The 26,286-nt window shown below is 70.9% G+C and carries 23 protein-coding genes; 6 read left to right on the top strand and 17 right to left on the bottom strand.

The features are described 5' to 3' along the window. Nucleotides 1-23: 23 nt before the first annotated feature. From KV106_RS10420 to KV106_RS10360, 13 genes are all read right to left on the bottom strand, one after another. On the bottom strand, nucleotides 24-1,589 hold the full coding sequence (locus KV106_RS10420) for a TerC family protein (RefSeq protein WP_261210136.1): 1,566 nt from the start codon (nucleotides 1,587-1,589) through the stop codon (nucleotides 24-26). A gap of 270 nt (nucleotides 1,590-1,859) precedes the next feature. Beyond that, nucleotides 1,860-2,504 (bottom strand): hypothetical protein, encoded by a 645-nt coding sequence (locus KV106_RS10415; RefSeq protein WP_261210003.1) that lies wholly within the window; start codon nucleotides 2,502-2,504, stop codon nucleotides 1,860-1,862. 4 nt (nucleotides 2,505-2,508) lie between these two features. Next, nucleotides 2,509-4,104: a vWA domain-containing protein gene (locus KV106_RS10410; protein ID WP_261210001.1), complete on the bottom strand. Its 1,596-nt coding sequence runs from the start codon at nucleotides 4,102-4,104 to the stop codon at nucleotides 2,509-2,511. Then, the gene (locus KV106_RS10405; protein WP_261209999.1) at nucleotides 4,101-5,366 is read right to left on the bottom strand and encodes a toxic anion resistance protein; all 1,266 of its coding nucleotides are present in this window, start codon (nucleotides 5,364-5,366) and stop codon (nucleotides 4,101-4,103) included. The genes KV106_RS10410 and KV106_RS10405 overlap by 4 nt, the downstream gene beginning before the upstream one ends. Before the next feature lie 13 nt (nucleotides 5,367-5,379). Further along, on the bottom strand, nucleotides 5,380-6,504 hold the full coding sequence (locus KV106_RS10400) for a substrate-binding domain-containing protein (protein ID WP_261209998.1): 1,125 nt from the start codon (nucleotides 6,502-6,504) through the stop codon (nucleotides 5,380-5,382). Nucleotides 6,505-6,609: 105 nt separating this feature from the next. Next, nucleotides 6,610-8,085, bottom strand: coding sequence for an N-acyl-D-amino-acid deacylase family protein (locus KV106_RS10395; protein WP_261209996.1), 1,476 nt, complete (start codon nucleotides 8,083-8,085; stop codon nucleotides 6,610-6,612). Continuing rightward, nucleotides 8,082-8,993, bottom strand: coding sequence for a MurR/RpiR family transcriptional regulator (locus KV106_RS10390; RefSeq protein ID WP_261209994.1), 912 nt, complete (start codon nucleotides 8,991-8,993; stop codon nucleotides 8,082-8,084). Before KV106_RS10390 ends, KV106_RS10395 begins: the two co-directional genes overlap by 4 nt. A gap of 11 nt (nucleotides 8,994-9,004) precedes the next feature. Beyond that, entirely contained in the window at nucleotides 9,005-10,306 is a 1,302-nt protein-coding gene (locus KV106_RS10385) for an amino acid deaminase (RefSeq protein ID WP_261210133.1), read from the bottom strand. A 2-nt stretch (nucleotides 10,307-10,308) separates the two neighbouring features. Next, nucleotides 10,309-11,289: an ABC transporter ATP-binding protein gene (locus KV106_RS10380; protein ID WP_261209992.1), complete on the bottom strand. Its 981-nt coding sequence runs from the start codon at nucleotides 11,287-11,289 to the stop codon at nucleotides 10,309-10,311. Next, nucleotides 11,286-12,323, bottom strand: coding sequence for an ABC transporter ATP-binding protein (locus KV106_RS10375; RefSeq protein ID WP_261209990.1), 1,038 nt, complete (start codon nucleotides 12,321-12,323; stop codon nucleotides 11,286-11,288). Before KV106_RS10375 ends, KV106_RS10380 begins: the two co-directional genes overlap by 4 nt. Next, nucleotides 12,323-13,162, bottom strand: coding sequence for an ABC transporter permease (locus KV106_RS10370; RefSeq protein ID WP_093351813.1), 840 nt, complete (start codon nucleotides 13,160-13,162; stop codon nucleotides 12,323-12,325). The genes KV106_RS10375 and KV106_RS10370 overlap by 1 nt, the downstream gene beginning before the upstream one ends. Before the next feature lie 3 nt (nucleotides 13,163-13,165). Continuing rightward, nucleotides 13,166-14,107 carry an ABC transporter permease gene (locus tag KV106_RS10365; protein WP_261209987.1) on the bottom strand — a complete coding sequence of 314 codons (942 nt, stop codon included), beginning with the start codon at nucleotides 14,105-14,107 and terminating at the stop codon, nucleotides 13,166-13,168. A 174-nt stretch (nucleotides 14,108-14,281) separates the two neighbouring features. Continuing rightward, nucleotides 14,282-15,853, bottom strand: a complete 1,572-nt coding sequence (locus tag KV106_RS10360) for an ABC transporter substrate-binding protein (protein WP_261209985.1) — start codon at nucleotides 15,851-15,853, stop codon at nucleotides 14,282-14,284. Between the two features lie 198 nt (nucleotides 15,854-16,051). On the opposite strand from KV106_RS10360, the gene KV106_RS10355 reads away from it, so the two are divergent. After that, nucleotides 16,052-16,441 (top strand): RidA family protein, encoded by a 390-nt coding sequence (locus KV106_RS10355; RefSeq protein WP_057597741.1) that lies wholly within the window; start codon nucleotides 16,052-16,054, stop codon nucleotides 16,439-16,441. Between the two features lie 40 nt (nucleotides 16,442-16,481). On the opposite strand, the gene KV106_RS10350 is transcribed toward KV106_RS10355, so the two are convergent. Then, on the bottom strand, nucleotides 16,482-16,841 hold the full coding sequence (locus KV106_RS10350) for an ankyrin repeat domain-containing protein (protein ID WP_261209983.1): 360 nt from the start codon (nucleotides 16,839-16,841) through the stop codon (nucleotides 16,482-16,484). 170 nt (nucleotides 16,842-17,011) lie between these two features. Between KV106_RS10350 and KV106_RS10345 the strand changes: the two genes are divergently transcribed. Further along, nucleotides 17,012-18,853, top strand: a complete 1,842-nt coding sequence (locus KV106_RS10345) for an amidase family protein (RefSeq protein ID WP_261209981.1) — start codon at nucleotides 17,012-17,014, stop codon at nucleotides 18,851-18,853. Here the strand turns inward: KV106_RS10345 and KV106_RS10340 are convergent. Next, the gene (locus KV106_RS10340) at nucleotides 18,850-19,464 is read right to left on the bottom strand and encodes an ATP-dependent Clp protease proteolytic subunit (RefSeq protein ID WP_261209979.1); all 615 of its coding nucleotides are present in this window, start codon (nucleotides 19,462-19,464) and stop codon (nucleotides 18,850-18,852) included. The genes KV106_RS10345 and KV106_RS10340 overlap by 4 nt on opposite strands. An 81-nt stretch (nucleotides 19,465-19,545) precedes the next feature. Here KV106_RS10340 and KV106_RS10335 point away from each other — a divergent pair, with 81 nt between their 5' ends. Next, a complete protein-coding gene (locus KV106_RS10335) occupies nucleotides 19,546-20,340 on the top strand; it encodes a sigma-70 family RNA polymerase sigma factor (protein ID WP_261209977.1) in 795 nt (264 codons plus the stop codon). A gap of 7 nt (nucleotides 20,341-20,347) precedes the next feature. Here KV106_RS10335 and lolD read toward each other — a convergent pair whose 3' ends face one another. Continuing rightward, entirely contained in the window at nucleotides 20,348-21,025 is a 678-nt protein-coding gene (gene lolD, locus KV106_RS10330; RefSeq protein ID WP_261209975.1) for a lipoprotein-releasing ABC transporter ATP-binding protein LolD, read from the bottom strand. After that, on the bottom strand, nucleotides 21,018-22,274 hold the full coding sequence (locus KV106_RS10325) for a lipoprotein-releasing ABC transporter permease subunit (protein WP_261209974.1): 1,257 nt from the start codon (nucleotides 22,272-22,274) through the stop codon (nucleotides 21,018-21,020). Before KV106_RS10325 ends, lolD begins: the two co-directional genes overlap by 8 nt. Nucleotides 22,275-22,381: 107 nt before the next feature. Here KV106_RS10325 and KV106_RS10320 point away from each other — a divergent pair, with 107 nt between their 5' ends. The 3 genes from KV106_RS10320 to KV106_RS10310 all read left to right on the top strand — a co-directional run bounded on the left by KV106_RS10320 (nucleotide 22,382) and on the right by KV106_RS10310 (nucleotide 26,093). Continuing rightward, nucleotides 22,382-23,353, top strand: coding sequence for a hypothetical protein (locus tag KV106_RS10320; RefSeq protein WP_409976503.1), 972 nt, complete (start codon nucleotides 22,382-22,384; stop codon nucleotides 23,351-23,353). Next, on the top strand, nucleotides 23,353-25,074 hold the full coding sequence (gene recJ / locus KV106_RS10315) for a single-stranded-DNA-specific exonuclease RecJ (protein WP_261209970.1): 1,722 nt from the start codon (nucleotides 23,353-23,355) through the stop codon (nucleotides 25,072-25,074). Before KV106_RS10320 ends, recJ begins: the two co-directional genes overlap by 1 nt. A 197-nt stretch (nucleotides 25,075-25,271) precedes the next feature. Next, entirely contained in the window at nucleotides 25,272-26,093 is an 822-nt protein-coding gene (locus KV106_RS10310; RefSeq protein WP_208513993.1) for an SDR family NAD(P)-dependent oxidoreductase, read from the top strand. Nucleotides 26,094-26,286: the final 193 nt, after the last annotated feature.

The raw sequence follows: 26,286 nt of genomic DNA, 5'->3' as shown, positions 1-26,286 counted from the left end.
ACCAAAGCGGCGCCCTGCCCGCTTCAGGCCTCGGGCGGCACCACGGGCACGCGCCGCACCGCCACCTCGCGGATGCGCTGCGCGTCCACGCCGGTGACGACGAACTCCCAGCCGTCGTGCACCCAGGTGGCCTCGGCCGCGGGCAGGCCGCCGAAGCGGTCGAGCAGCAGTCCCGCCACCGAGGTGTAGCTGTCGTCCTCGCTCGCCAGGCCGTCGGTCTGCAGCGCCTGCTCGAGCAGGTGCGGGTCGGCGCTGCCGGCCACGGTCCAGGCCTCGGGACCGGTCTGCTGGATCTCGAGCGACTCGTCCTCGTCGGGGAACTCGCCCGCGATCGCCTCCAGCACGTCGATCGGCGTGACCACGCCGGTCAGCGTGCCGTGCTCGTCGGCCACCAGCGCGAGCTGGCCGCGCGCGCCGCGCAGGGTGTCGATCAGGCGGATCACGCGCGTCGACTCGGCCACGTAGATCGGCGCGCGCAGGCCATGGCCCTCGTCGATGCGGCCGTGGCGCAGCAGCTGGCCCAGCAGGTCCTTGGCGCGCGCCACGCCCACCACCTGGTCGAGCGAGCCGCGGCACACCGGGAACAGGCCGTGCGGGGTGTCGAGCAACTGCTCGCGCAGCGCCTCGGGATCGTCGTCGAGGTCGACCCAGGAGACATCGGCGCGCGGCGTCATCACCGAGCGCACGTTGCGCTCGGCCAGCGAGAGCACGCCGCTGACCATGTTGCGTTCCTCGATGCCGAAGGCGGGTTCGTCCACGGGCGCATCGGCATCGGCCGCGGCGGCGCCCACCGGCACCGGTTCGCCGCGCGTGCGGCCGCCGAGCAGGCGGATCACCGACTCGGCCGTGCGCTCGCGCAGCGGCCGGCGCGCCTCGTGGCGCAGTTCGTTGCGGCGCGCCCACTGGTTGAGCGCCTCGATCAGCACCGAGAAGCCGATCGCGCCGTAGAGGTAGCCCTTGGGAATGTGGAAGCCCAGGCCCTCGGCCACCAGGCTCAGGCCGATCATCAACAGGAAGCTCAGGCACAGCACCACCACCGTGGGATGGGCGTTGACGAAGCGCGTCAGCGGCTTCGAGGCCCACAGCATGATCGCGATCGAGATGATCACCGCAGCCATCATCACCGGCAGGTGGTCGACCATGCCGACGGCCGTGATCACCGCGTCGAGCGAGAACACGGCGTCGAGCACCACGATCTGCGCCACCACCACGCCGAAGCTCGCATAGGCGGTGGTGCCGGTCACGGCATGGGTCACGCCCTCGATGCGCTCGTGCAGCTCGGCCGTGGCCTTGAACAGCAGGAACAGGCCGCCCAGCAGCAGGATCAGGTCGCGGCCCGAGAAGCCCTGGCCGAACAGGCTGAACAGCGGCGTGGTCAGCGTCACCAGCCACGAGACGATGGACAGCAGCCCCAGGCGCATCAAGAGGGCCAGGCTCAGGCCGATGAGCCGCGCGCGGTCGCGCTGGTGCGGCGGCAGCTTCTCCGCGAGGATCGCGATGAAGATCAGGTTGTCGATGCCCAGCACGATCTCGAGCACGACGAGCGTGAGGAGACCGATCCAGACGGCGGGGTCGGACAGCAGTTCAATCATGGAAGGTGGCGCGCGAGCGCGTGCGGCCCGGCATGGCGCGAACCATGGCGAGCGATGAGGGAGAAATCGGGAGGAGAGAAAAGGCCGAAGGACCCGGCGGAGGCCGTGTCATTGGCGGGGACAGCGCGCTCGGAAAGCGGCGGCGGGGAGCGGGACGGCTGGCGCAGGCCAGCGACGGACTGGGAGGCTCGGAAGAGGTTGTCACCCGCGCAGTCTATCGAAGCCCTCGCGCGGCCCCACGTTTGCAAGGGCTTTGCCGGGGGCGCCTCAGCCTTCGAGGAAGTCGGGCTGCCTGAACTTCTTCTCGAGGAACCGGCCGTTGGCCACCAGCGCCGCGGCATCGCTCGCCGCCAGGTTGGCGACCACCTCGCGCAGCTTGGCATCGAGCAGGCCGAGCTGCTCGCCGAGCAGCTGGCGCGCGGTCTTGCCGTCCTTCAGCGGCTGCGTGACGCGAAAGGCCGGCGGCAGCGCCACATAGTTGGCCAGGGTCTCGGGCAGGTAGCGCAACACGGTCTCGCGCACGGTGAACAGGTCGTCGCCGCCCGCGCCGGCGTCCATCAACTGCGGCAGCACCTCGACCACCAGGCCGCGCACGCTCTCGAGGCTGTGCCGCATGTCCTCGGTGAGGTGCGGCGAGGCGCGCGCGACCACCTCGTCGAGCCGCCGCAGCGTCTCCTCCAGGCTCAGGCTGTCCTCGATGCGGCGCTCGAGCTCGGGCGCGCGCCGGCCCAGCAGCCAGCCGACGATGTAGAGGCCGGCGGTGATGGCGAGCCAGCCGCGGTCGATGACGCCCGCGAACAGCAGCGCCGGACCGGCCAGCGCGAGCGCGCAGCCGAGGATGTTGCCGTTGCCGTAGAGGAACAGCAGCGCGCGCAGCTTCAGCGAATGCCGCGCCACGCCAGGCCTTTGCACAGGGTCACTGGTAGCCCCGGATTTCCTTGAACACCTGCGCCAGCACCAGCCGGCGGCCGTCGAACTCGCGCCCGCCCGAGGCTTTCGCGAGCGCCCGCATCTCGGCCACGTTGCCCTCGCCGAACAGGATCGGGAAGATGCGCGCCGGCAGCCCGTTCGCGTAGCGCGCCTGGAACTCCTCGGGCTTCAGGCCCGCGTTGTTCTGGCCGTCGGTCAGCAGCACGATGCTCACGAAGCGATCGGGATCGCTGCGCTGCTCCTCGCGCGCGAGGTCCTCGGCCACGGCCAGCGCGGAATAGATGGCGGTGCCGCCATCGGCCTGCATCGCGTCGGCCTGGCGGCGCAGTTCCTCGCGCGCGGCGCCGATGCGCTCGGGCTCGAAGCGCACCCACACCGGCTCCGACACGCGCGTGGCGAACGGAACCAGCACCACCCGCTCGCGGCTCTGGAAGGCGCTGTAGCGCACGCTCGCCGCGGCGCCGGCCTCGGCCCCCGACAGCCGCTTGAGCGCCTCGCGCATGGCTTCCAGGCGCTGCCCCTGCATCGAGCCGCTGAGGTCGAGCACGAAGATCGAGGTGGAGGGCTTGCGCCAGCGCGCCTGGTAGGTGCCGAGCACGGCGTCGATCACCTCGAGCCGGTTCGGAAAGGACAGCTCCGACACCGCCGCCGTGGGCAGCGCGCTCGCGGCCTGCACCTCGGGATTGGCCGGGCGCAGGAAGGCGGCCGACAGCGCATCGCGCTGGAACGCGGCCCCCTTCCAGGCCGCCACCAGCCGGTTGTACGGCTCGCGCCGTGCCTCGTCGAGCAGCATCAGCGGATAGTCGGCCGAGATCATGCCGTCGCGCGGATAGATCGGCAGCAGCCGGTCGGCCGCGGGCAGCCGCTCGTTGAGGCGCAGGATCACGGCCTCGTAGTTGACCATCGCATCGATCGCGGCGGGATCGGCCAGGTAGGCATCGGCGAGCCAGCCCGAGCTGCCGGCCGTGAGCTTCTGGCCCGAGAGGAAGGCCTTGAGCGTCTTCTCGTCCACGTCCTGCGCCGCCAGGTCCTCGGTCTTGCCCGCGAGTGCCGAGGCGACCGCGAACAGCGCGCTCATGCCGGTGTTGGAGCTGGTCGCGTTGGTCATGCCGTAGCGCAGCTGGCCCGTGCTGGCGGCCCGCGCGATGTCGGCCCAGCCGGGCGCGCGCTTGTCCCAGCCCAGCCGCGCGGCCTTGGCGGCCTTCACCCCGAGCGCGATGCGCGAGTAGAAGAGCTTCTCGCGCGCCACCGCCGGCTTGGCGAGCGCCAGCGCGGGATAGGCGCCGTTGGGCGGCAGGATCGCATCGAAGCGCTCGCCGGCATTCACGCGCTCCACGATGTCCAGCGTGCCCGCGTACGACAGCTGCAGTTCCACCCCGGCGGCGCGCGCGGCCTCGACCAGCGGCGCCTCGAGGTCCTTGAGCTCGGAGCCCGCGAGAACGGTGAAGGCCGTCGATGGCGGACTGACCTGCGGCGCGGCGGCGGTGGGCGTGGCCGCCTCGTCGCGGCCGCAGCCGGCCAGCCCGAGCGCCAGTGCCAGCAGCGCACCGAGCGCGAAGCGCCGTGCCGGCGCCAGGCTCACAGCACGACCCCGCTGCCCGCCGACGGCTCGCGCAGCGCGACGGCCGAGGTCTCGCGGCGCGCGCGGTCGAGGTAGCCGCGGCTGCGCGCCACCTCGTCGCTCAGCGTGTCGACCGTGGTCTGCATCGCGTCGAGCGCCTTGAGCTTGAAGTCGGCGATCGCGTCCATGGTCTGGTAGATGTTGGCGAAGGCCTGCTGCAGCTTGGCGATCTCGATCGTGCCCGAGGCCGCCTGCTGGTGGATCTGGCCGGTCTGCTCGCGCAGCAGCTCGCTGGTGGTCGCGATCAGGTTGCCGGTGGTGGCATTGAGCGCGCCGATCTGGTCGAGCACCAGCTTCTGGTTGGCCAGCGCCTGCGCCACGATCACCGCGGTGCGCAGCGCCGACACCGTGGTGGTGGTGGCGCGGTCCACGCCCTTGGTCAGCTCGAGGTTGTTCTTGCGGATCATGTCGAGCGCCAGGTAGCCCTGGATGTTGACCGCGAGCTGCGTCAGCAGGTCGGTGACCTTCTGGCGCGCGTAGAACAGCATCTCCTCGCGCACAACGCGCGCCTTCTCGGGATCGGTGGCGTCGAACTCGCGCGCCTTGGCGTCGAGGCGCGCGTCGAGCGCCTTGCCGATGTGCACGTACTTCTCGAGCCGCTCCATCAGCGTCCAGAGGTTGACCTTCTCCTGCTCGATGGCCGCGTTGTCGCGCAGCAGCTCGTCCTTGCCGCGCTTGAGCGATTCGATGATGGCGTCGAGGTGCGACTGCGAGGACTGGTAGCGCTCGAAGTAGGCGACCAGCTTGTTGCCCAGCGGGATCAGGCCCAGCAGCTTGCGCGCCGAGAACAGGTCGCCCTGCTTCGAGGGATCGAGGTCCTCGACCTGGTGGCGCAGGTCGATCAGCGACTGGCCGATCTGCGAGCCCTGGCCGAACAGGCCGTTGCGCAGCGAGCCCACCGGGCGTTCGAGCATGCGGTTGGAGACCGAGGCCGAGGCCTCGATCTCCTTGCTGCCCATCGAGTGGATGCGCGCCACCGCCTCCTTGAACTGCGGATGCTGGCTGTCGTGCGCCGTGATGTCGTCGATGAAGCGATCGACCTGCGCATCGAGCTCGCCGACCTCCTCGGGCTTGAGCCGCACCCGCCCGCTGGCGGATTCGACCGGCACCGGCGCGACGGGCGCCGGCGGCTCGAGCACGAAGGACTGCGGCGGCTGCAGCACGTCGAGTGCGGCAACGGCGACCGCCGTGGCGGGAGCGGACTCGGGACGGGAAGTGTTCATAGGTTCCTCGGGTTCACTTGAAGCGGCCTTCGATGGCGGTGGTCATGCGTTCGAGCCATTCGAAGCTGGGCGGGTCGATCACGTCGACCAGCACGTCGGGCACCTTGACGCCGCGTCCGGCCCAGTTCTCCGGCCCCTTGGCATCGCCACCGGTGCGAAAGCCGTATTCGTGCGCGAGCTCGCGCAGCTTGGGATCGTTCTCCAGCGCCGCGCCCAGGCGCGCGCCGCCCGGCGTGTAGGGCACCAGCACGTGCTTCGAATAGACCGTGGGCCGCGGATAGAGCAGCACCATGTCGCCGCGCAGCCGGTCGGGATGCTTGAGCCAGAACTCCACCAGCTGCGATTCGTAGGCCACCAGCAGCGGCGCCTTGCCCATGCCGAGCGCGAGGTAGTCCTCGAACGGGCCGGCCGAGGACTGCTCCTGGAAGCCCTGCCGAAGGAACAGCGGCGCCACCGTCGGCAGCACGCGGTCCACGTCCTGCTGGCTCTGCACGATCTGCTGGCCGTTCGCGAGATAGCTCGCCAGCGCCAGGTACATCGCCGCCGAATTGGAGGTGCGCACGTCGGTCGAATTGATCAGCAGCGACTTGCTGGTGGAGAACGCGGCGCTGGCCTTGAGCTCCTTCCAGCGCGTGCCCTTCTCGATCATCGCCATCAGCCTGGGCAGGTCGACCACGTAATAGAAGTCGCCCTGCTTCTCGGCCACGCCGTTGGCGATCAGGATCTCGGCGATCGGCCGCCAGCTCGCGAGCACGATCGGCGTGTAGAAGGGGTTGTAGACATTGGGCGCCTTCGCCAGCTCCTTGAGCCGCTGCGCCGCCGGCGCGCCCGAGGGAAAGCCGAAGTCGAACCTGCCGGCGTCGTAGCGCTCGGCGATGGTGCGCGAGCCGGCCTTCTCCACCGTGACCGTGATGCCCTGCGCGGCCAGCGCCTGCTGCACGCGCTCGTCGGCGAAGAACGATTCCTTTTCGGAACCGATCAGCCCGCGCAGCGCCACATGGCGCGCCTGCTCGATCCGCGCGGCGTTGCCGGCCGCCGTGTCGTCGCGCACGCGCTGGTTCGAATACCAGACGCCGCCCGCGACCGCGGCCAGCAGGACCACGGCCAGCGCCGGCGCGATCAGTTTGCGGATTTCCAACGGTGCTGCTCCTCGGCCCCTTCATCGGGGTTCGAGGAACATCCTAGCCACGCAATATGACGGTTCGTGACAGTCCGATGACAGCGGCGCGGCGCGCCGCCGCGCTCAGGTCCCGCGCGTCAGCATGCGCCCCGCGCGCGCCAGCACGCGCGCCTCGTCCACCGTCGCGCCGCCGCGGTAGGCCAGCACGCCGTTCACGAACACGCGCTCGATGCCCAGGCTCAGGCCCTTGGGCCGGTCGTAGGTGGCGGTGTCGGCGATGGTCTCGGGATCGAACACCACCACGTCGGCCATGTGGCCCGCGCGCAGCAGGCCGCGCTCGGCGATGCGCAGGTTGCGCGCGCTCATGCCGGTCATCTTGTGCACCGCCTGCTCGAGCGTGAACAGCCGGCGCTGGCGCCAGTAGCGCGCGAACACGCGCGGGAACGCACCCCACAGCCGCGGATGCGGATGGCGGTCGTGCGGCAGGCCGTCGCTGCCGATCATGGTCAGCGGATGCGCGATCACGCGCTCCACGTCCTCTTCCTGCATCTGGAAATAGCAGGCGCCGCCGGGCTTCAGCCGCAGGCAGGCCGCCTGCTCGCTCACGCCCCATTCGCGCGCGATGTCCGACACCAGCCGGCCGGTCATCTCGGGATGCGGGTCGGACCAGGTCAAGAGCACGTCGATCACGCCGTCGACCAGGTCCTCGCGCAGCACGGTGGAACCGGCGACGTAGGGGTAGACGTCCATCGCGATCTTCTGGCGCTGCGCGAGCGACTCGATCAGCGGCAGCGTCTCCCTGGTGCGGCCCCAGTTCGCGGGCCCGGCGCACTTGTGGTGCGAGATCACCAGCGGCACGCCCGCGGCGAAGGCCGAGTCGCCGGCCTCGTGCAGCGCCTCGACGATCTGCTGCATCTCGCTGCGCAGGTGGGTGGCGTAGACGCCGCCATGGCGCGCCACCACGCGCGCGAGCGCGGTCACCTCCTCGGCGGGCGCGGCGAAGGCTTCTTCATAGAACAGGCCCGAGGACATGCCGTGCGCGCCCTCTTCCATGCAGGCCTCGAGCAGCGCCGCCATGCGCGCGAGCTCGTCGGCGCTGGCGGGCCGGTCGAGCGCCTCCATGGCCGCGAAGCGCAGGGTGGTGTGGCCCACCAGCGCGGCCACGTTGAGCGCGGGCTGCGTGGCGTCGACCGCGGCGCGGTACTCGGCCATGCTCGCGTGGCGGAACGAGTCGGCGCCCAGCAGCGTGAGCGGCGGCTTGGACTGCGGCGTGCGGTAGGGCGCGAGCGAGATGCCGCAGTTGCCCGTGACCACGGTGGTGATGCCCTGCGACACCTTGGGCAGGCACAGCGGGTCGCGCAGCACGATCGCGTCGTCGTGGGTGTGGGCGTCGATGAAGCCCGGCGCGATCACCTTGGCGCGGCAGTCGACGACCTCGACATCGGCCAGCTCGAGGCCCTCGGGCAGGCGCGCGCGCAGGCCCTCGCCGAGCGCGAGGATGCGGTCGCCGTGCAGCAGCACGTCGCCGGGCCACGAGGGGCCGCCCGAGCCGTCGACCACGAGGCCGGCCTCGAGCAGCACGGCTTGGGGAGCGCTCACGACCGGTGTCCTTTCTCGTTGATGCCGCCGCCGTCCCAGCTCTGCAGCGGGTGCGTGGTGGCGTCGATGCCGTGGCGCTGGAAGGCTTCGCGCGCGCGCTGCAGGCGCTGCACCGCCGGCTCGCCGCGACGCTGCGCGACCAGCACCGTGAGGATCTCGATCGCCGTGAGGTGCGTCAGGTAGGCATCGATGCCCACGTGCATCACGGCGTCGTCGGGCACCGAGAGCCCGAGCAGGAAATCGGCCCTGGCCGCGAGCGCGGTGCCGGGCCGCGTGAGCGCGACCACCTTGGCGCCCTGCCCGCGCGCGATGTCGACCGCGTCGAGCAGCGAGGGCATGCCGCCCACGTGCGAGATCGCGATCACCACGCCGCCCGGGCGCTGCGCGGCGCCGGCCACCTGCTGCAGGTGGTAGTCGGCCCAGGCATTGGCCGACAGGCCGAGCCGGAACAGCCGCGCCTGCAGGTCGTTGGCCATGAACCACGAGGTGGCGCCGGCGCCGTAGAGGTCGACGTGCGGCGCGGCCGCGATGGCCGAGACGGCGCCGTCGAGCACCTGCATGTCGAGCTGGCCGCGCACGCCCGAGACCGAGGCGGCCGCGCTGCGCGCGATCTTCGACACCACCTCGTCGGCGGCGTCCTCGATGTTGACGCGGCGGTGCAGCGGCGAGCCGCCGAGCGCGAGCTCCTGCGCCAGCGCGAGCTTGAACTCGCGCAGGCCCGCGAAGCCGAGGTCGCGGCAGGTGCGCATGATGGTCGGCACCGAGCTGCCGGAGCGCTCGGCCAGCGATTCGAAGCTCTCCTCGAGCACCCGGTCGGGGTCCTCGAGGATCAGGTCGAGGATCGCGCGCCGCGTGGCGGGCGCGCCCTCGCGGGTCTGCGCGATCTTCTGGAGCAGCGAGGGAGTCATCGGCCGCGCGGTCAGAAGTGCATCGCCACCGCGTCGCTCACGCGGTAGTCGTTCTCGACCACGGGCATCCAGTGCCACTTGTCGAAGGTGGTGCAGGGGTGCGAGATGCCCAGGCCCACGCGGTCGCCGACGGCCGGCGCGCGCGCCTCCTCGTCGGCCTCCCAGCGCAGGTAGGCATGCTGGTCGTTGAGCGCGGTGATCTTCCAGCCGGCGGGCACGGCCTCGGGCACCAGCACGCCGCGCGCCGCGCGCGCGATCGGCACCGGCAGCGAGAGGTCGAAGGAGATGTCGCGCTTGCCCACGGCCAGGATCGCGAGGCCGGGCTCGGGCCGCGACTGCACCGTGGCCCAGACCTCCATCGCGGGCACCAGGCTCTCGCCGCAATCGCAACCGAGGCGCTCGTCGACCGCGCTGACCATGCGCTTGTAGAAGCCATGGTCGTGCGTGACATAGCAGCCCGAGCGCAGCAGGCCGCGCACCGGCGACGCCAGCGCGGGCTTGAGTCGCCCGGCCACGAGGTCGAAGATGGCCGAGCCGCCGGCCGAGACCAGCACCTCGTCGGTCTCGAACAGCTGCTGCGTGTCGCAATGGCGCGCCACCGCTTCCACGCGGTCCATCAGGGTCGCGGCATAGGCCGCGTCGGGCTCGCTGGCGCCGGTGGCGCCCTGCCCTTCGTAGGTCTCGATGCCCACCAGCCGCACCGCGTCGCTCGCGCGCAGCCGCGTGGCGAGCGCCACCGCCTCTTCATGCGTGCGACAGCCGGTACGCGCGCCCGCAACGCCGATCTCGAGCATGACCTCGAAAGGAACGCTGTTGGGGTGGCGGCGCGCCCAGTCCTCGATCAGCGCGAGCTGCGCCAGCGAATCGACCAGGAACACGATGCGCAGGCCCGCATGGTCGCGCAGCAGCAGCTGGATGCCGGCCAGGTCCTCGTCGCTCACCACCTGGTTGGCGATCAGCGTGCGGCGCGCGCCGGCGGCCACGCCCACCGCGAGCTGGGTCACGGTGGCGAAGGTCAGGCCCCAGGCACCGGCATCGAGCTGGCGCTGGAACAGCTGCGGCGACATGGTGGTCTTGCCGTGCGGCGCGAGGTCGATGCCCCATTCGCGCACGCGCGCCTGCATCCAGGCCAGGTTGTGCTCGAGCGCCTCGCGCTTGAGCACGGCCAGCGGCAGCGGCAGGTCGCCCGCGAGCACGTTCCAGCCCGCGGCGCCGATCTCGCTGCGCCGGCGCGGCGCCTGGGTGCGCGGATAGCCCTTGAAGCTGCTGCCCAGCAGCGGGTCGTCGAAGGAGGGAGCGGCGGTGTCGGTCATGGTCATGCGGCGATGGGAGAAAGCAGGTCCTTGCGGATGCAGGCGCTGTAGTGTCCGCTCGAAACCTGCTCGAGCGGCGGCACGGTCCGTGCGCAGGCCTCGATGGCATGCGGGCAGCGCGTGCGGAACACGCAGCCCGAGGGCGGCGAGATCGGACTGGGGATGTCGCCCTTGAGGGCGATGCGCTCGGTGGCGAGCTCGGGATCGGGCTTCGGGCTCGCGGCCAGCAGCGCCTGGGTGTAGGGGTGCGAGGGGCGCGCGAAGAGTTCGTCGGTTTCCGCAACCTCCATCACCTTGCCCAGGTACAGCACCACCACGCGGTCGCACAGGTACTCGACCACGTCGAGGTCGTGCGAGATGAACAGCATGGTCAGGCCCAGGCGCTCGCGCAGGTCGGCCAGCAGGTTGATGACCTGCGACTGGATCGACACGTCGAGCGCCGACAGCGGCTCGTCGGCCACGATGAACTCGGGCTCCACCGCGAGCGCGCGCGCCACGCCGATGCGCTGGCGCTGGCCGCCCGAGAACTCGTGCGGGAAGCGGCTCGCATGCTCGGCGCGCAGGCCCACGGTCTCGAGCAGCTCGGCGATGCGCCTGTCGCGCGCGGCCGCGCCCTTGTGCAGGCCGTGCGTGGCCAGCGCCTCGCCGAGGATCGCGCCGATGCGCATCTTCGGGTTCAGGCTCGCGTACGGGTCCTGGAAGATGATCTGCAGCTTGCTGCGCAGCTTGCGCATGCGCTCGCCCGACAGCGCGCCGATGTCGTCGCCGCGGTAGAGCACCTGGCCCTCGGTGCGCTCGAGCAGGCGCAGCACGGTGCGGCCGATGGTGCTCTTGCCCGAGCCCGATTCGCCGACCAGACCCAGCGTCTCGCCGGGCTGGATCGCGAACGACACGTCGTCGACCGCGCGCACCGGGCGTTCGCCGCTGCCGAAATACTTCTTGAGTCCGCGGACTTCGATCAGGGGGGAAACGACGGCGTTCATGCGAGCCTCGCGAAGTGGGCGTCGGGCTGCACGCGGGTGCAGCGGGCCTGGCGGTCCAGGCGGATGTCGATCAGCGGCGGCATCGCCGTGGCGCAACCGGCCTGCGCATGGTCGCAGCGCGGCTCGAAGGCACAGCCCGGCGGCGGCGCCAGCGGGCTCGACACCTGGCCGCGGATCGCGAACAGGCGCCTGGGCTTGGGCTGCCCCGGCTGGCGCGCCTTGCCCGGCAGGCAGGCCAAGAGGCCCTGGGTGTAGGGATGCTCGGGCTGCGCGAACAGCGGGCGCACCGGCGCGCTCTCGACCACGCGGCCCGCGTACATCACGACCACGTCGTCGGCATGGTGCGCGACCACGCCGAGGTTGTGCGTGATGAACAGGATGCTCATGCCGGTCTCGGCCTGCAGCCGGCGCATCAGCACCAGGATCTGCGCCTGGATGGTCACGTCGAGCGCGGTGGTGGGCTCGTCGGCGATCAGCAGCGTCGGGTCGCAGGCCATGGCCAGCGCGATCATCACGCGCTGGCGCATGCCGCCCGAGAGCTGGTGCGGGTACTCGTGCAGGCGCTGCGCCGCGGCCGGTATCTCGACCAGGTCGAGCATGCGCTTCGCATGGGCCAGCGCGGCCTGGCGATCGAGCCCCTTGTGCAGCCGCACGCTCTCGGCGATCTGCTCGCCGATGGTGAACACCGGGTTCAGGCTGGTCATCGGCTCCTGGAAGATCATCGAGAGCTGGTTGCCGCGCAATGCGCGCATCTCGCGCTCGGGCAGGGTCAGCAGGTCGACGGTCCTGCCTTCGCGCGTGACGAAGCGCGCGCCGCCGCTGACCTGGGCGTTGGCGGTCCTGGGCAGCAGGCGCATCAGCGTGAGGCTGGTGACCGACTTGCCCGAGCCCGACTCGCCGACCAGCGCGGTGGTCTTGCCGGGCTGGATCGCGAAGCTCACGTCGGCCACCGAGCGGATCAGGCCGTCCTCGGTGGGGAAGCTGGTGCTCAGGCTGTCGACCACGAGGCGCGGGGAGGATGTGGCGGTCGTCATCACGCGGTCTTTTTGAGTTTGGGATCGAGCAGGTCGCGCACGCCGTCGCCGAGCAGCTGCAGCGACAGCGCCGTGAGGATGATCGCGAGCCCCGGGAACAGCACCACCCAGAAGGCCTGGTGCGCGTACTGCTGGCTGCCCGCGACCATGGTGCCCCAGGTCGGGATCTCGGGCGGCACGCCGACGCCGAGGAAGGACAGCCCCGCCTCGGCCAGGATCGCGTAGGCGAAGATGAACGAGACCTGCACCAGGATCGGCGACATCAGGTTCGGCAGGATGTGGCGCCACAGGATGCGCGAGGTGCGCACGCCAAGCGCGCGCACGGCCTCGACGAACAGCAGCTCGCGCACCACCAGCGTGGAGGCCCGCACCACGCGCGCCACGCGCGGCGTGTAGACCAGCACCAGCGCCAGCACCGTGTTCATCAGCGAGGGCCCGAGGATCGCCACCAGCGCGATCGCCAGCAGGATGTCGGGGAAGGACATCATCGCGTCGACCACGCGCATCAGCGGCGCGTCGAGCCGGCGGAAGAAGCCGGCCATCAGGCCCAGCACGGTGCCCGCGACGACCGCGCCCAGCGCCGTGAGCGCCGCGATCGCCAGCGAGTAGCGCGCGCCGTGCACGATGCGCGAGTAGAGGTCGCGGCCCAGCTCGTCGGTGCCCAGCAGGTGCTCGGCGCTCGGCGCCTTCAGGCGCTGCAGCACGGCCGTGTCGTTGGGATCGATGGAGGCGAACAGCGGCGCGCCGATGGCGAGGATGGCGATCGCCAGCAGCACCAGCGCGGACAGCATCACGATGCGGCGGTGCATCAGCTGGCGAAGCATTCTTGGCATCCGCATGGCTCAGACCTTCACGCGCGGATCGACCACCGCATACAGCAGGTCGATCGAAAAATTGATGAGCACGTAGATCGCGGCGATCACCAGCAGCGCGCCCTGGATCACCGGGTAGTCGCGCCGCAGCACCGCGCTCACCACGAGGTTGCCCACGCCCGGCAGGCCGAACACGGTCTCGGTGATGACGGCGCCGCCGATCATCAGCGCCACCGTCAGGCCGATCACCGTGACGATCGGCACCAGCGCATTGCGCAGCGCATGCTTGAGCACCACCACCGTCTCGCTCAGGCCCTTCGAGCGCGCGGTGCGCACGTAGTCCTCGCCGAGCACGTCGAGCATCGAGGCGCGCGTGAAGCGGATGATGAGCGCGGAGTTCAGCAGGCCCAGCACCGTGGCCGGCAGCACCAGCGAATGCAGCCGCTCGGCCAGCGCCGCGTCGGGCGCGCCGTAGCCCGAGACCGGGAACCAGCCGAACGAGACCGCGAAGATCTGGATCAGCACGATGCCGAGCCAGAAGCTCGGGATGCTCGCGCCCAGCATCGCGATGCCGGTGAACAGCTGGTCGACCGCGCGGCCGCGGAACACGGCCGAGACGATGCCGCAGGGCACGCCGATCAGCGCGGCGATGGCCACCGCCATCAGCGCGAGCAGCGCGGTGGGCTCGGCGCGCTCCCACAGCGCCTGCGTGACCGGACGCTGCAGGAAGATCGAGGTGCCGAGGTTGCCCTGCAGCACCTCGCGCAGCCAGTAGCCGAACTGCACGGGCAGCGGCTTGTCGAGGCCGTATTCCTTCTGCACGCGCGCGATGTCGGCCGCGGTGGCCTGGTCGCCCAGCAGCACCGAGACCGGGTCGCCCGAGGCGGCGCGCGTGAGCACGAACACCAGCACCGCCACCAGGGCGAGCACGATGAGCATGCCGGTGGCGCGGGATGCGATGTAGCGGATCATGGGATGTGGTTCTTTTCGGGAAATGCGGGATCGGACAGCCGGACGCAGAGGACGCGAAGGTTCCGCGAAAGACGCAAAAGGAAATTCATCTGAAGAATCTCCTTGGCTGTTCTTTCGCGCCCTTTGCGAAACCTTCGCGTCCTCTGCGTCCGGTACCCGTATCCGGCAGCCGCGTTACTTGATACGAGCGTTCCAGAAGAAGGGCCAGGTCGCCGGCTGGTAGTTGTCGAGCGCCGGGCTCCTGGCCGACAGCCCGTTGAACTTGCCGACGTTGATGTACGGCACCTCCTCGTAGACCACCTGCTGCACCTTGCCCCACAGCGCGCCGCGCTTGGCCGGGTCGCTCTCGACGTTGAAGGCCTGCAGCGCCGCCTTCTTGGCCGGCGTGTCCCACCAGCCGGGCGCGCCGTCGCCGAGTTGCGGCGGCGAGAGCATGGGCTCGGGGAACTGGCCCGAGTGGGTGACGTAGATGTCCCACAGCTTGGCGTCGTTGCGGCGCTGCACCAGCGTGGCCCAGTCGACCACGTTGAGGTCGACCTTGAAGCCGGCGCGCTTGAGCTGCTCGGCCATCAGCAGCGACATGTTGTAGTGGAAGTCGTACTGGCGGCTCGTGAGCACGCGGATCGGCTCGCCCTTGTAGCCGGCCTTGGCCGCGGCCTCCTTGGCCTTGGCGGCGTTGCGCTGGTTGTACTGGTCGGCGCCGGCCGTCGAATAGAAGGGCGAGCCCTTCGGGAAGTGGTTGGCCTCGGCCACGAAGAAGCGCGTGTCGCCGAAGCCGGCCGCGAGCATCTCGCCCTCGCCGAGCGCGGTCTGGATCGCCTGGCGCACCGGCTGGCTCGCGGCCACGCCTTCCTTGGTGTTGAGCACCAGGTAGGGGAAGCCGAACGAGGGCGTCATGATCGGCACCGTCTTGCCGCCCGACTTCTCGAGGCGCGGCAGCGCCTCCACCGGCAGCAGGTCGGCGAAGTCGTACTGGCCGGCCAGCGCGCCTTCGACGCGCGTGCTGGCGTTGGGCACCGGCACGAAGCGCAGCTCCTCGATCGCGGCCTCGCGCTTGCCGCCGTAGCCGCTCGCGGGCTCCTTGCGCGCCGCGTACTTGTCGAAGCGCGTGAGCAGCACGAACTGGTCGGGGCGGCGTTCCTTGAACTTGTAGGGGCCGGTGCCGACGAAGTCCTTGAGCGGCGAGGCGATCGATTCCTTGGCCATGATCGCGGCCATGCCGCTGGGCAGCGCGAGCTGCGACAGCAGCGGCGCATAGGGTTCCTTGAGCACGATCTCGACCGCCAGCGGGCCCTTGGCCTTGAGGCTGTCGATCTCCTTGCCCACGGCCTTGCCGCGCGGCGACTGGTCCATCCAGCGCTGCAGGCTCGCGACCACGTCGTCGGCCGTGAGCTCGCGGCCGCTGTGCAGCATCACGCCCTTGCGCAGCGCGATCGCGTAGGTCTTGCCGTCGGCCGAGATCTTCGGCATGCCCTCGGCCAGCATCGGCACCACGTTCCATTTGGCGTCGAAGGTGTAGAGCGTCTCGTAGACGTGCTGCATGATGGTTCCGACCAGGTCGGCGGTCGAGGCCATCGGATCGAGCGTCTGCGGCTCGGCCACCATCGCCAGCGTGGCGAAGTTGCGCGGACCCTGCGCCTGGGCGTTCAGCGGTGCCACGGCATACAGCGCCGCGAGCAGGGTGGCACCCAGAAGGGTGCGCTTCGACAGCATGGGCAGGCGCGGGAAAGAGCCGGCGTGGGGCATGGAGTTCTCCTTCATGGGGCGAGACGCGTTTGTGAAAAAAACTTTCGTTGCGGGCCGCACTTTGAAGCAGTATCTATGCCAAATCATCCGTGAAAACCCTTGATTCAGCGTTATCACTGAAATAGATTTTCAGTTTCGGCCGATACTGGCGGCCGTTTTCATCCCTCCAATTTCTCTTCTTCAGACAGGAGTTCGTTCATGCCTCTCGAATACCTCGGCGCCCCGCCCACCGCTTCCGACCGCCAGGTGCGTCCCTTCTCGCCGGCCGTGCGCGCGGGCGACTTCATCTACGTGTCGGGCCAGGTGCCGGCCAATGCGCAGGGCGAGATCGTGGCCGGCGGCATCGAGGCGCAGACGCGCCAGGTGATGGAGAACCTGAAGACCGTGCTCGCGCTGGCCGGCGCCACGCTCGACGACGTCTGCAAGACCACCTGCTGGCTCGACGACGCGCGCGACTTCGGCGCCTTCAACCGCATCTACATGAGCTACTTCGGCGAGAACAAGCCCGCGCGCTCGACCACCGAGGCGCGACTGATGGTCGATGCGAAGGTGGAGATCGACGTGGTGGCGTACAAGCCGAAGGCTTGAGCGGCGCCTGAGCGGCGCCCCTCGTCGACACTCGAGGCGATCAGGAAGCGTCGCGCAGCAGCGCGACGATGTCGCCATGCTGCTTCTCGAACGCGAGGTCGAAGGCGGTGTGGCCGGCACCGTCCTTGAGCAGCTTGTCGGCGCCATGGATCATCAGCGCGCGCACGGTCTCGTAGTGGCCGCGCACCGCGGCCTCCATCAGCGCGGTGCGGCCGTTGGGCAGGCGCGCATCGGGATCGGCGCCCTTCTCGATCAGCGCCGCCACGGCCTGCGTCTGGCCGAGGCGCGCGGCCTGCACGAGGTTCGGCACGGCCGCCGCCTGCGCCGCGGCCCAGGGCACCACGGTGCAGCCCATCAGGGCCACGCAGGCGTGGATCAGCAGGTGCTTGAGCGGGTTCATGGCGTGTCCTCGGGATCTGCGATGGCGGTCGGTGATGGGCATGCGCGGCGCACGAGCATCGTGCGGGCACATGTCGCTTCGAGCAAGCGACGTGCCATGGCCGAAGGCATGCGCGCATGCTGGCATGGATGCTGCGTTGTCGGGCGTTCAACTCCACTCCGACATCAACGATGACCTCCACGCTCGCGCGCCGCAAGCTTCCTGGCTTCTCCTCCCCGTCCTCGTCCTCGCGCGCCACGCGCTTCGCCTGCACGCTGATGTTCTGCGCCGTGCTCGCCGCCTGCGGCGGTGGTGGCGGCGACAACAGCGTCTTCTCGTTCACGCCCGTGGCCGGCACGCCGCCGACCACGCCCGAGACGCCCGGCGATGCCGTGGTGCTGCAGCCCGATCGCGCGCCCTTCCCGCTGGTCGAGGCCACCGTCGAAGGCTTCCATGCGGCGATGCGCAAGGGCCAGGTCTCGTGCCGCGACGTGGTGCAGGGCTACCTCGACCGCATCGCGGCCTTCGATGCCGATGCCTCCGATGCCTACCCCGACAGCCCCGGCCTGCACAGCGTGATCGCGGTCAATCCGGCCGCGCTCGCGCGCGCCGACGAACTCGACCGCCAGTTCTTCAAGACCGGCCGGATGGCCGGCCCGATGCACTGCGTGACGGTGCTCGCGAAGGACAACATCGACACCCACGACATGAAGACCACGGCCGGCTCGCTGGCGCTGGCCAACAACCAGCCGCCCGACGACGCCTACATCCTGCGCAAGATCCGCGAGGCCGGCGGCATCGTCATCGGCAAGGCCAACCTCGACGAGTTCGCGTTCGGCTTCACCGGCAGCTCGTCGGTCGGCGGCAAGACGCGCAACGCCTACATCCCGGCCAACAGCGCGGGCGGCTCGTCGTCGGGCACCGGCACCTCGATCGCCGCCAGCCTCGCGATGCTGGGCCTGGGCACCGACACCGGCGGCTCGGTGCGCGTGCCCTCGGCGGTCGAAGGCCTCTACGGCCTGCGGCCCACGCTGCGGCTCGTGAGCCAGGACGGCATCGTGCCGCTGGCCCATGGCCAGGACACGGCCGGCCCGCTGTGCCGCCAGGTGCAGGACTGCGCGCTGGTGCTCGATGCCATGGCCGGCTACGACGCCGCGCCCGGCAGCGGCCAGCGCACCGCCAAGGCCTGGGACGCCCCGCTGGTGGCGAATGCCGCCGCCTATGCGGCGATGACCGCGCAGCCCGCGAGCTACACCGCGACGCTCCAGGCGGATGGCCTGCGCGGTGCGCGCATCGGCGTCGTGCGCGCGATGTTCCCGGCGGCGAGCACGGCCAACCAGCGCTTCCTCGACACCCTCAATGCCGCGCTCGACCGCATGAAGGCCGCCGGCGCGACGATCGAGGACGTGCAGATCCCCGACCGCGCGACCATCCTGACCGGCTACGCCAGCCTCTCGTCCTACGAGTTCCGCGACAACCTCACCGAGTACCTCGGCAGCTGGAGCTCCACCGCCGACGGCCATCCGCGCACCACGGAAGACGTGGCGATCGCCATGGCCACGCTGGAGCCCACGCGCGTGGCCAACTTCCGCTCGTACATCACCTCGGGCACCAACAAGGAATCCAACCCGACCTACCAGAACAACCTGAAGCCGCGCGACGCCTTCGTGATCCCGCGCGTGACGGCCGCGCTCGACAACCTCGACTTCGCCACCGGCGCGAGCCTGGGCGCGCCCTACGACGTGCTGGTCTACCCGGTGCTGCAGGGCTTCAACAGCACCAGCGTGAACTCGGGCTCGAACAACCGCCTGAGCCCCTTCTCGGGCTTCCCGGCACTGGCCTTCCCGGCCGGTTTCGTGAAGGCCACCGACGCCTCGAGCTCGGTCGAGCCCGTGACCTTCGAGATGATCGGCCGCGCCTTCGCCGAGCCCACGCTGTTCCGCCTGGCCTACGGCTGGCAGGCCAGCACCACGGCGCGCGTGCCGAGCCCGCTGGCGCCGGAACTCAAGAAGCCCGACGCCTCGGCGCTCTAACCGCGCAGCTCGCTCTTGCGCTGCACGATGCGCGAGACCAGCCCGTAGTCGACCGCCTCCTCGGCCGACAGCCAGCGGTCGCGCTCGATGTCGGCCAGCACCACCTCGATGGGCTTGCCGGTCTCGCGCGCGATCTCGTGCGCGATGCGCTGGCGGGCCTTGACGATCTCCTGCGCCTGGATCGCGATGTCGGTGGCCTGGCCGCCGGCCCCGCCCGAGGGCTGGTGGATCAGGAAGCGGGTGTTGGGCAGGCACACGCGGCGCTCGCGCGGCGCGGCCAGGAACAGGTGGGTGGCGGCGCTGCCGACCCAGCCGGTGCCGATCATGTGCACCGGCGCGGCGATGAAGCGCACCACGTCGTGGATCGCATCGCCCGATTCGAGGTGGCCGCCGGGCGAGCTCACGAGGATGTCGATGGGCTTGTCGGCGCTGTCGGCGTCGAGCGCGATCAGCCGGCGCGTGACGTCGGCGGCCACGGCGTCGGTGATGCTGCCGAAGATCAGCAGCGTGCGCGAGCGGAAGGCCTTCTCCTCGAGGTAGGAATTGCGCGGCTCGGCGGTGGCGGCCGGGCGGGTGTCGTCTTCGGATTCCAGCGTGAACATGGCGGTCATGAAAAGCTCCAGGGGGTGGGAACTGTCTTGACGAACAAGCTCACGCTTTCGTGACATCGCCGGTCGTGGCAAGCTGCGCCGATGCTCGACGAACGCTATCTCTCGCAATTCCCGGCCCTGCGCGGTCGCCTGGTGCGCGCGGCGGCGCGGCTGGCCGGCGGCACGGCGCAGGCCGAGGACCTGGTGCAGGACAGCTACGTGCGCGCGCTCGAGACCGGCGAACACGCCGGCATCGACACCGCCCAGGCCTGGCTCACGACGGTGATGCAGCACCTCGCGATCGACCGCCTGCGGCGCGAAGGCTGGATGCGACGCTGGCTCGACGAGGCCGGCGCGACGCCGGAGACGGCGGAATCGGCCGAAACCGAGGCCGCGCGCGCCGAAGAGACCGGGCAGGCCCTGCGCCTCCTGGCCGATCGGCTGAGCCCCACCGATGGCGCCGCGGTGCTGCTGCGCGAGGTGTTCGAAGTCAGCTTCAAGGAACTGGCCGAGGCCACGGGCCGGACCGAGGCGGCCTGGCGCCAGCAGATGCACCGCGCGCTGCTGCGGCTGCGCGAGCCCCGCGAGAAGGCGCCCGACAGCACCGGGCGCAACGCCGTCTTCCCGCTCTACCAGCAGGCGCTGCGCGATGCCGATGCGCGGCTGCTGTTCGCGATGCTGCGCCAGCCGCCGGCACGGGCGATCGGGCTGTCGGCCCATGCCGCGCCGATCCCGGGCTCGGCCTCGGACTCGGGCGCGCCGCGCGCGGCCTGCCAGGTGGTGCAGATCGGCGGCCGGCTCGGGCTGGTGCTGACGCTGGGCGGGAAGCTGTTGTGCGTGCTGCCGCTGGAGGCGCGGCAGGCAGCGCGGGAAGAAGCGGAAGCGCTGCCGCTCTAGGACGGGCTCAGCCCGCCAGCCGCCCCGCCACCAGCTGCAGCACCCGGTCGCAGCGCCGCGCCAGGTCCTGGTCGTGCGTGACCATCACGAAGGCCGTGCCATGGCGGCGCGCGAGGTCGAGCATCAGCTCGAACACGGTGTCGGCGGTGCCGCGGTCGAGGTTGCCGGTGGGCTCGTCGGCCAGCACGCAGGCCGGCTGCGTGACCAGCGCGCGCGCGATCGCCACGCGCTGGCGCTCGCCGCCCGACAGCTCGGCAGGCCGGTGGTGCAGCCGCTCGCCCAGGCCCACGCTCTGGAGGATCTTCGTCGCCGACTGCGCGGCCGTGGCCGGGTCGACGCGGCGGATCTTCAGCGGCATCGCCACGTTGTCGAGCGCGCTGAACTCGGGCAGCAGGTGATGGAACTGGTAGACGAAGCCCAGGTGCAGGTTGCGCAGCCGGCCCTGCTCGGCGGGGTCGGCATGCGCGATGTCCTTGCCGAGCAGCTCGACATTGCCCGAGGTCGGCGAATCGAGCCCGCCCATCAGGTGCAGCAGCGTGCTCTTGCCCGAGCCCGAGGCGCCGACGATGGCCAGCGTCTCGCCGGCATTCACGTCGAGGTCGATGCCGTGCAGCACGGTCAGGTCGAGCCGGCCTTCGTGGAAGCGCTTCGTCAGACCGCGCGCCTTCAATACGACTTCACTCATAGCGCAGCGCCTCGGCGGGGTTGACGCGGCTGGCGCGCCAGCTCGGATACAGCGTGGCCAGGAAGGCCAGCACCAGGGAGATGATCGCGATCGGCATGATGTCGCTGCGCTGCGGGTCGCTGGGCATCTTGCTGATCAGGTAGATGTCCTTGGGCAGGAAGCTCGCGTGGAACAGCTGCTCGAGGAAGGGCACGATCACGTCGATGTTGTAGGCGATGCCCAGGCCCAGCAGCAGCCCGGCCACGGTGCCGATCACGCCCACCATCGCGCCCTGCACCACGAAGATGCCCATGATGCTGCGCGGCGAGCTGCCCAGGGTGCGCAGGATCGCGATGTCGGCGCGCTTGTCGGTCACCGTCATCACCAGCGTCGAGACCAGGTTGAACGCGGCCACCGCCACGATCAGCGTGAGGATGATGAACATCATGCGTTTCTCGACCTGCACGGCCGCGAACCAGGTCTTGTTCTGGCGCGTCCAGTCGCGGATCAGGAACTGGCCCGGCAGCGAGACGGCCATCTCGTCGGCCACGTCGCGCGCCTGGTTGAGGTCCTTCAGGCGGATGCGGATGCCGGTCGGGCCCTCGAGCCGGAACACGCGCGCCGCGTCCTGCTCGTTGATCAGGGCCAGCGCCGAGTCGTATTCGTAGTGGCCCGAGTCGAAGGTGCCGACCACGGTGAACTGCTTGAGGCGCGGCACCACGCCGGCCGGCGTGACCTGGCCGCCCGGCGCCACCAGCGTGACCTGGTCGCCGGGCTGCACGAACAGCGAGCGCGCCAGCTCGCCGCCCAGCACGATGCCGAACTCGCCGGGCACCAGCTTGTCGAGCGTGCCCTTGGGCGCGGCGGCCGCGATGTCGGTGACCTCGGGCTCGAGCCTGGGCTCGATGCCGCGCACCAGCGTGCCCTTCATGTCCTCGCCGCGCGCGATCAGCGCCTGGGTCGCGATGAAGGGCGCCGCGCCGACCACCTCGGGGTACTTGCGCGCGGCCGCCATGATGGTGTCGAGCTCGGGCAGGGCCTGGCCGTCGCGCGAGATGATCTCGATGTGCGAGACCACGCCCAGCATGCGGTCGCGCACTTCCTTCTGGAAGCCGTTCATCACGCTCAGCACGATGATCAGCGCGGCCACGCCGAGCGCGATGCCGAGCATCGAGACGCCCGAGATGAACGAGATGAAGCCGTTGCGCCGGGTCGCGCGGCCCGCGCGCGTGTAGCGCCAGCCGAGCTGCAGTTCGTAGGGGAGTCGCATCAGGTCTCCTGCGGCGCTCGGGGCGACGGCGTGGGTCGGTTCATGGGAAAAAGGGTGAAGACGAAGAGGAAGGCGGGCGGAATTGTGGCATCCCGGACAATAGGCCCATGGCCGAACCCGCTCCCGCCCGTCATCTCCTGATTCCCTTTGCCGGCCGCGGTTCCCCGTCCTGCCGCGCAGCCCTCCCAACCTTAAGGTTGCCGAAGCTCGAGGCCCTGCTCGGCCGGCTCGCCGTCACGGCCACCGACACGCAGGACGAAAGCACCCGCTCGCCGCCGCACGAACGCGCCCTGGCGCACGCGCTCGGCATCGCCGCGGCCGACGGCTGCATCCCCTGGGCCGCGCTCGAGGCGCGCCGCAACGGCACCGCCGCGGCGGACGACACCGCCGCCTGGGGCCTGGTCACGCTGTGCCACTGGCAGGTCGGCATCGACGACGTGGTGCTCGGCGATCCCTCGGCGATCGAGATCGACGCCGAGGAGTCGGCCGCGCTGCTGGCCGCGGCGCGCCCCTTCTTCGAGGAGGACGGCATCGCGCTGCATCCGTCCGCGCGCCCCGGCCGCTGGCTCGCGCGCGCGCCGATCTTCCAGGACCTCGCCACCGCCGCCATCGACCGCGCCGTGGGCCACCCGATCTCGCAGTGGTCGCCGCTGGCCGATGCCGCGCGGCCGCTGCGCCGGCTCCAGAACGAAATGCAGATGCTGCTCTACACCCAGCGCGTGAACGACGACCGCGCCGCGCGCGGCGCGCCGCCGATCAACTCCTTCTGGCTCAGCGGCACCGGCGCGCTCGCGGCCGGCGCCATCGGTCCCGAAGGCCCCGCGCCGCAGGTCGACGATTCGCTGCGCACCGCCGCGCTGCACGACGACGGCATCGGCTGGGCCGAGGCCTGGCAGGCGCTCGACGCGGGCCCGATCGCCGCGCTGCTCGACCACTACAACGCGGGCGCGCCGGTCGCGATCACGCTGTGCGGCGACCGCACGGCGCAACGCCACGAGATCCAGCCGCGCGGCTTCGTGGGCTGGGCCCGCAGCCTGTTCGACCGGCCGCGCGCCGCCGCCGTGCTGGAGGCGCTCTGATGAAGATCCATCCCCGCGACATTCCCCCGCGCAGCGCCTGGGTGCTCGAGCAGGCCGGCGTGCATCCGCTGCTGGCCCGGCTGTTCGCCGCGCGCGGCGTCAGCGCCAAGGACGAGCTCGACGACGGCCTGGCGCGCCTGCTGCCGCCCGACACCCTGCGCGGCACGCAGGACGCCGCGGTGCTGCTGGCCGACGCGATGGCCGCCGACAAGCGCCTGTGCATCGTGGCCGACTACGACTGCGACGGTGCCACCGCCTGCGCGGTCGGCGTGCGCGGCCTGCGCCTGCTGGGCGCGAAGAACGTGAGCTACCTCGTGCCCGACCGCGTGGTCGACGGCTACGGCCTCACGCCGCCGATCGCCGAACGCGTGGCCGCGAGTGGCGCCGACATGCTGATCACGGTCGACAACGGCATCGCCAGCGTCGACGGCGTGGCCGCGGCCAAGGCGCGCGGCCTGCAGGTGCTGGTGACCGACCACCACCTGCCCGGCCCCGAGCTGCCGGTGGCCGACGTGCTGGTGAATCCCAACCATCCCGACTGCGGCTTCGAGAGCAAGTGCATCGCCGGCGTCGGCGTGATGTTCTACGTGCTGCTCGCGCTGCGCTCCGAGCTGCGCCGGCGCGGCGTGTTCGACGTGGCCACGCAGCCCAAGCTCGACGCGCTGCTGCCGCTGGTGGCGCTGGGCACCGTGGCCGACGTGGTGAAGCTCGACGCCAACAACCGACGGCTGGTGGCGCAGGGCCTGCGCCGCATCCGCGCCGGTGCCATGCCCGCGGGCGTGTCGGCGCTGTTCAAGGCCGCGGGCCGCGTGGCCGCCGCGGCCACCACCTTCGACTTCGGCTTCGCGCTCGGCCCGCGCATCAATGCCGCCGGCCGGCTGGCCGACATGACGCTGGGCATCGAGTGCCTGCTGACCGAGGATGCCGCGCGCGCCGACGAGCTCGCGCGCCTGCTCGACGGCATCAACCGCGAGCGGCGCGACATCGAGGGCGGCATGCGCGACCAGGCGCTGCTCCTGGCCGAGTCGCTGTTCACGGTCGACGGCGAAGGCACCGAGACCGTGCCCGCGGCCATCAGCGTGTTCGACGCCGACTTCCACGAGGGCGTGGTCGGCATCGTGGCCTCGCGCATCAAGGAACGCTTCCACCGGCCCACCTTCGTGTTCGCGGCCAGCGGCGCGCCCGGCAAGGAGCACGAGCTCAAGGGCTCGGGCCGCTCGATCCCGGGCTTCCACCTGCGCGATGCGCTGGACCTGGTCGCCAAGCGGCATCCGGGCGTGCTGCTGCGCTTCGGCGGCCATGCGATGGCGGCCGGCTGCACGGTCGCGCGCGAGCAGTTCCAGACCTTCGAGCGCGCGCTCGCGCAGGTGGCCGACGAATGGCTCGATGCCGCCACGCTCACGCGCCGCATCGACACCGACGGCCCGATCTCGCGCGAGTACCTGCGCGTGGACCTGATCGACACCCTGCACCGCGAGGTCTGGGGCCAGGGCTTCGCGCCGCCCACCTTCAGCGAGGAGGTCGAGGTGGTGTCGCAGCGGCTTGTCGGCGAGCGGCACCTCGCGCTCAAGCTGCGCCACCAGGGCCAGCCCATCGACGGCATCTGGTTCGGCCACACCGACCCGCTGCCGCCGCGCGTGAAGCTGGCATTCCGGCTCGATGCCGACGAATGGCAGGGCGTGCGGCGCGTGCGCTTCCTGGTCGAGGGCGCGGAGATCTGAAGCCTTCGGACCCCGGCCACAGGTTACGCCGGGGTTTCCGCTGCAAGCAATTGCATGCGCCGTCGCGCCGCGGCGGGCGCGCGCTCGGTACACATTCCTACATGGAAGGCGCGCGGCGCTTCTACGCTGGTCTCCATGCACGGCGCGCCACGGCCGATTTCCGGCAGCGTCCACGCGGTGCAACGCAGGAGACCGGCATGCAGACACCCTCCCCCGACGTGTTCCCCGGCGCCGAACGCCGCCCGCTCGCGCTGGTGACCGGCGCCTCCTCAGGCATCGGCTACCAGCTCGCGCGGCGCGCGGCCGAACATGGCTACGACCTGCTGATCGGCGCCGACGAATCGCTGGCCCAGGCCGAGGCCGACCTGCGCGCGCTGGGCGCGCGCGTGTTCGCGGTGCGCGAGGACTTCGCCACGCGCGACGGCGTCGATGCGCTGCTCGCGGCCTGCGAGGACCGGCCGATCGACGTGCTGTTCGCCAACGCGGGCCACGGCCTGGGCCATGGCTTCCTCGACCAGGAGTTCCACGACGTGCAGCACGTGATCAACACCAACGTGACCGGCACGCTCTACCTGGTGCAGCGCGTGGGCCGCGCGATGCGCGAGCGCGGCCAGGGCCGCATCCTCATCACGGGCTCGATCGCGGGCTTCCAGCCCGGCGCGTTCCAGGCGGTCTACAACGGCACCAAGGCCTTCATCGATTCCTTCGCGATGGCGCTGCGCAACGAGCTCAAGGACACGGGCGTGACCGTGACCTGCCTGATGCCCGGCGTGACCGACACCCACTTCTTCGCGCGCGCCGACATGCTCGACACGCGCGTGGGCCAGCAGTCCGACAAGGCCGATCCGGCCGAGGTGGCGAGGGAAGGCTTCGAGGCACTGATGAAGGGCGAGAGCGGCGTGATCGCGGGCTGGCGCAACAAGATGCAGGTGGCGCTGTCGCGCGTGATGCCCTCGCCCGCGCTGGCCGAGCAGCACCGCAGGATCGCGGAACCGGGCAGCGCGCACGCGCCGTCCTGAGCCTTGCTGAAGCGTCGGCGCAGGAACTTCAGACCTTCTTCGTACATTCCCGACGCCCTACGTCGCCTTGCGACTTTTGGAGGTGCACGCGAACGTGCACCGCGGGCATGATCGCGCCCATGCGTTGTCCTTTCCCGATCGCTCCGGCGCGCAGCATGCGACCACCGGACGCCCATCGGGCGCCTGCGTCTTG

Origin of the sequence: Variovorax endophyticus (genome assembly GCF_025376855.1) — a bacterium.
Classification (GTDB): domain Bacteria; phylum Pseudomonadota; class Gammaproteobacteria; order Burkholderiales; family Burkholderiaceae_C; genus Variovorax.
The sequence above is the reverse complement of the archived record's forward strand: the minus strand, read 5'-3'. Positions and strand labels throughout refer to the sequence as shown.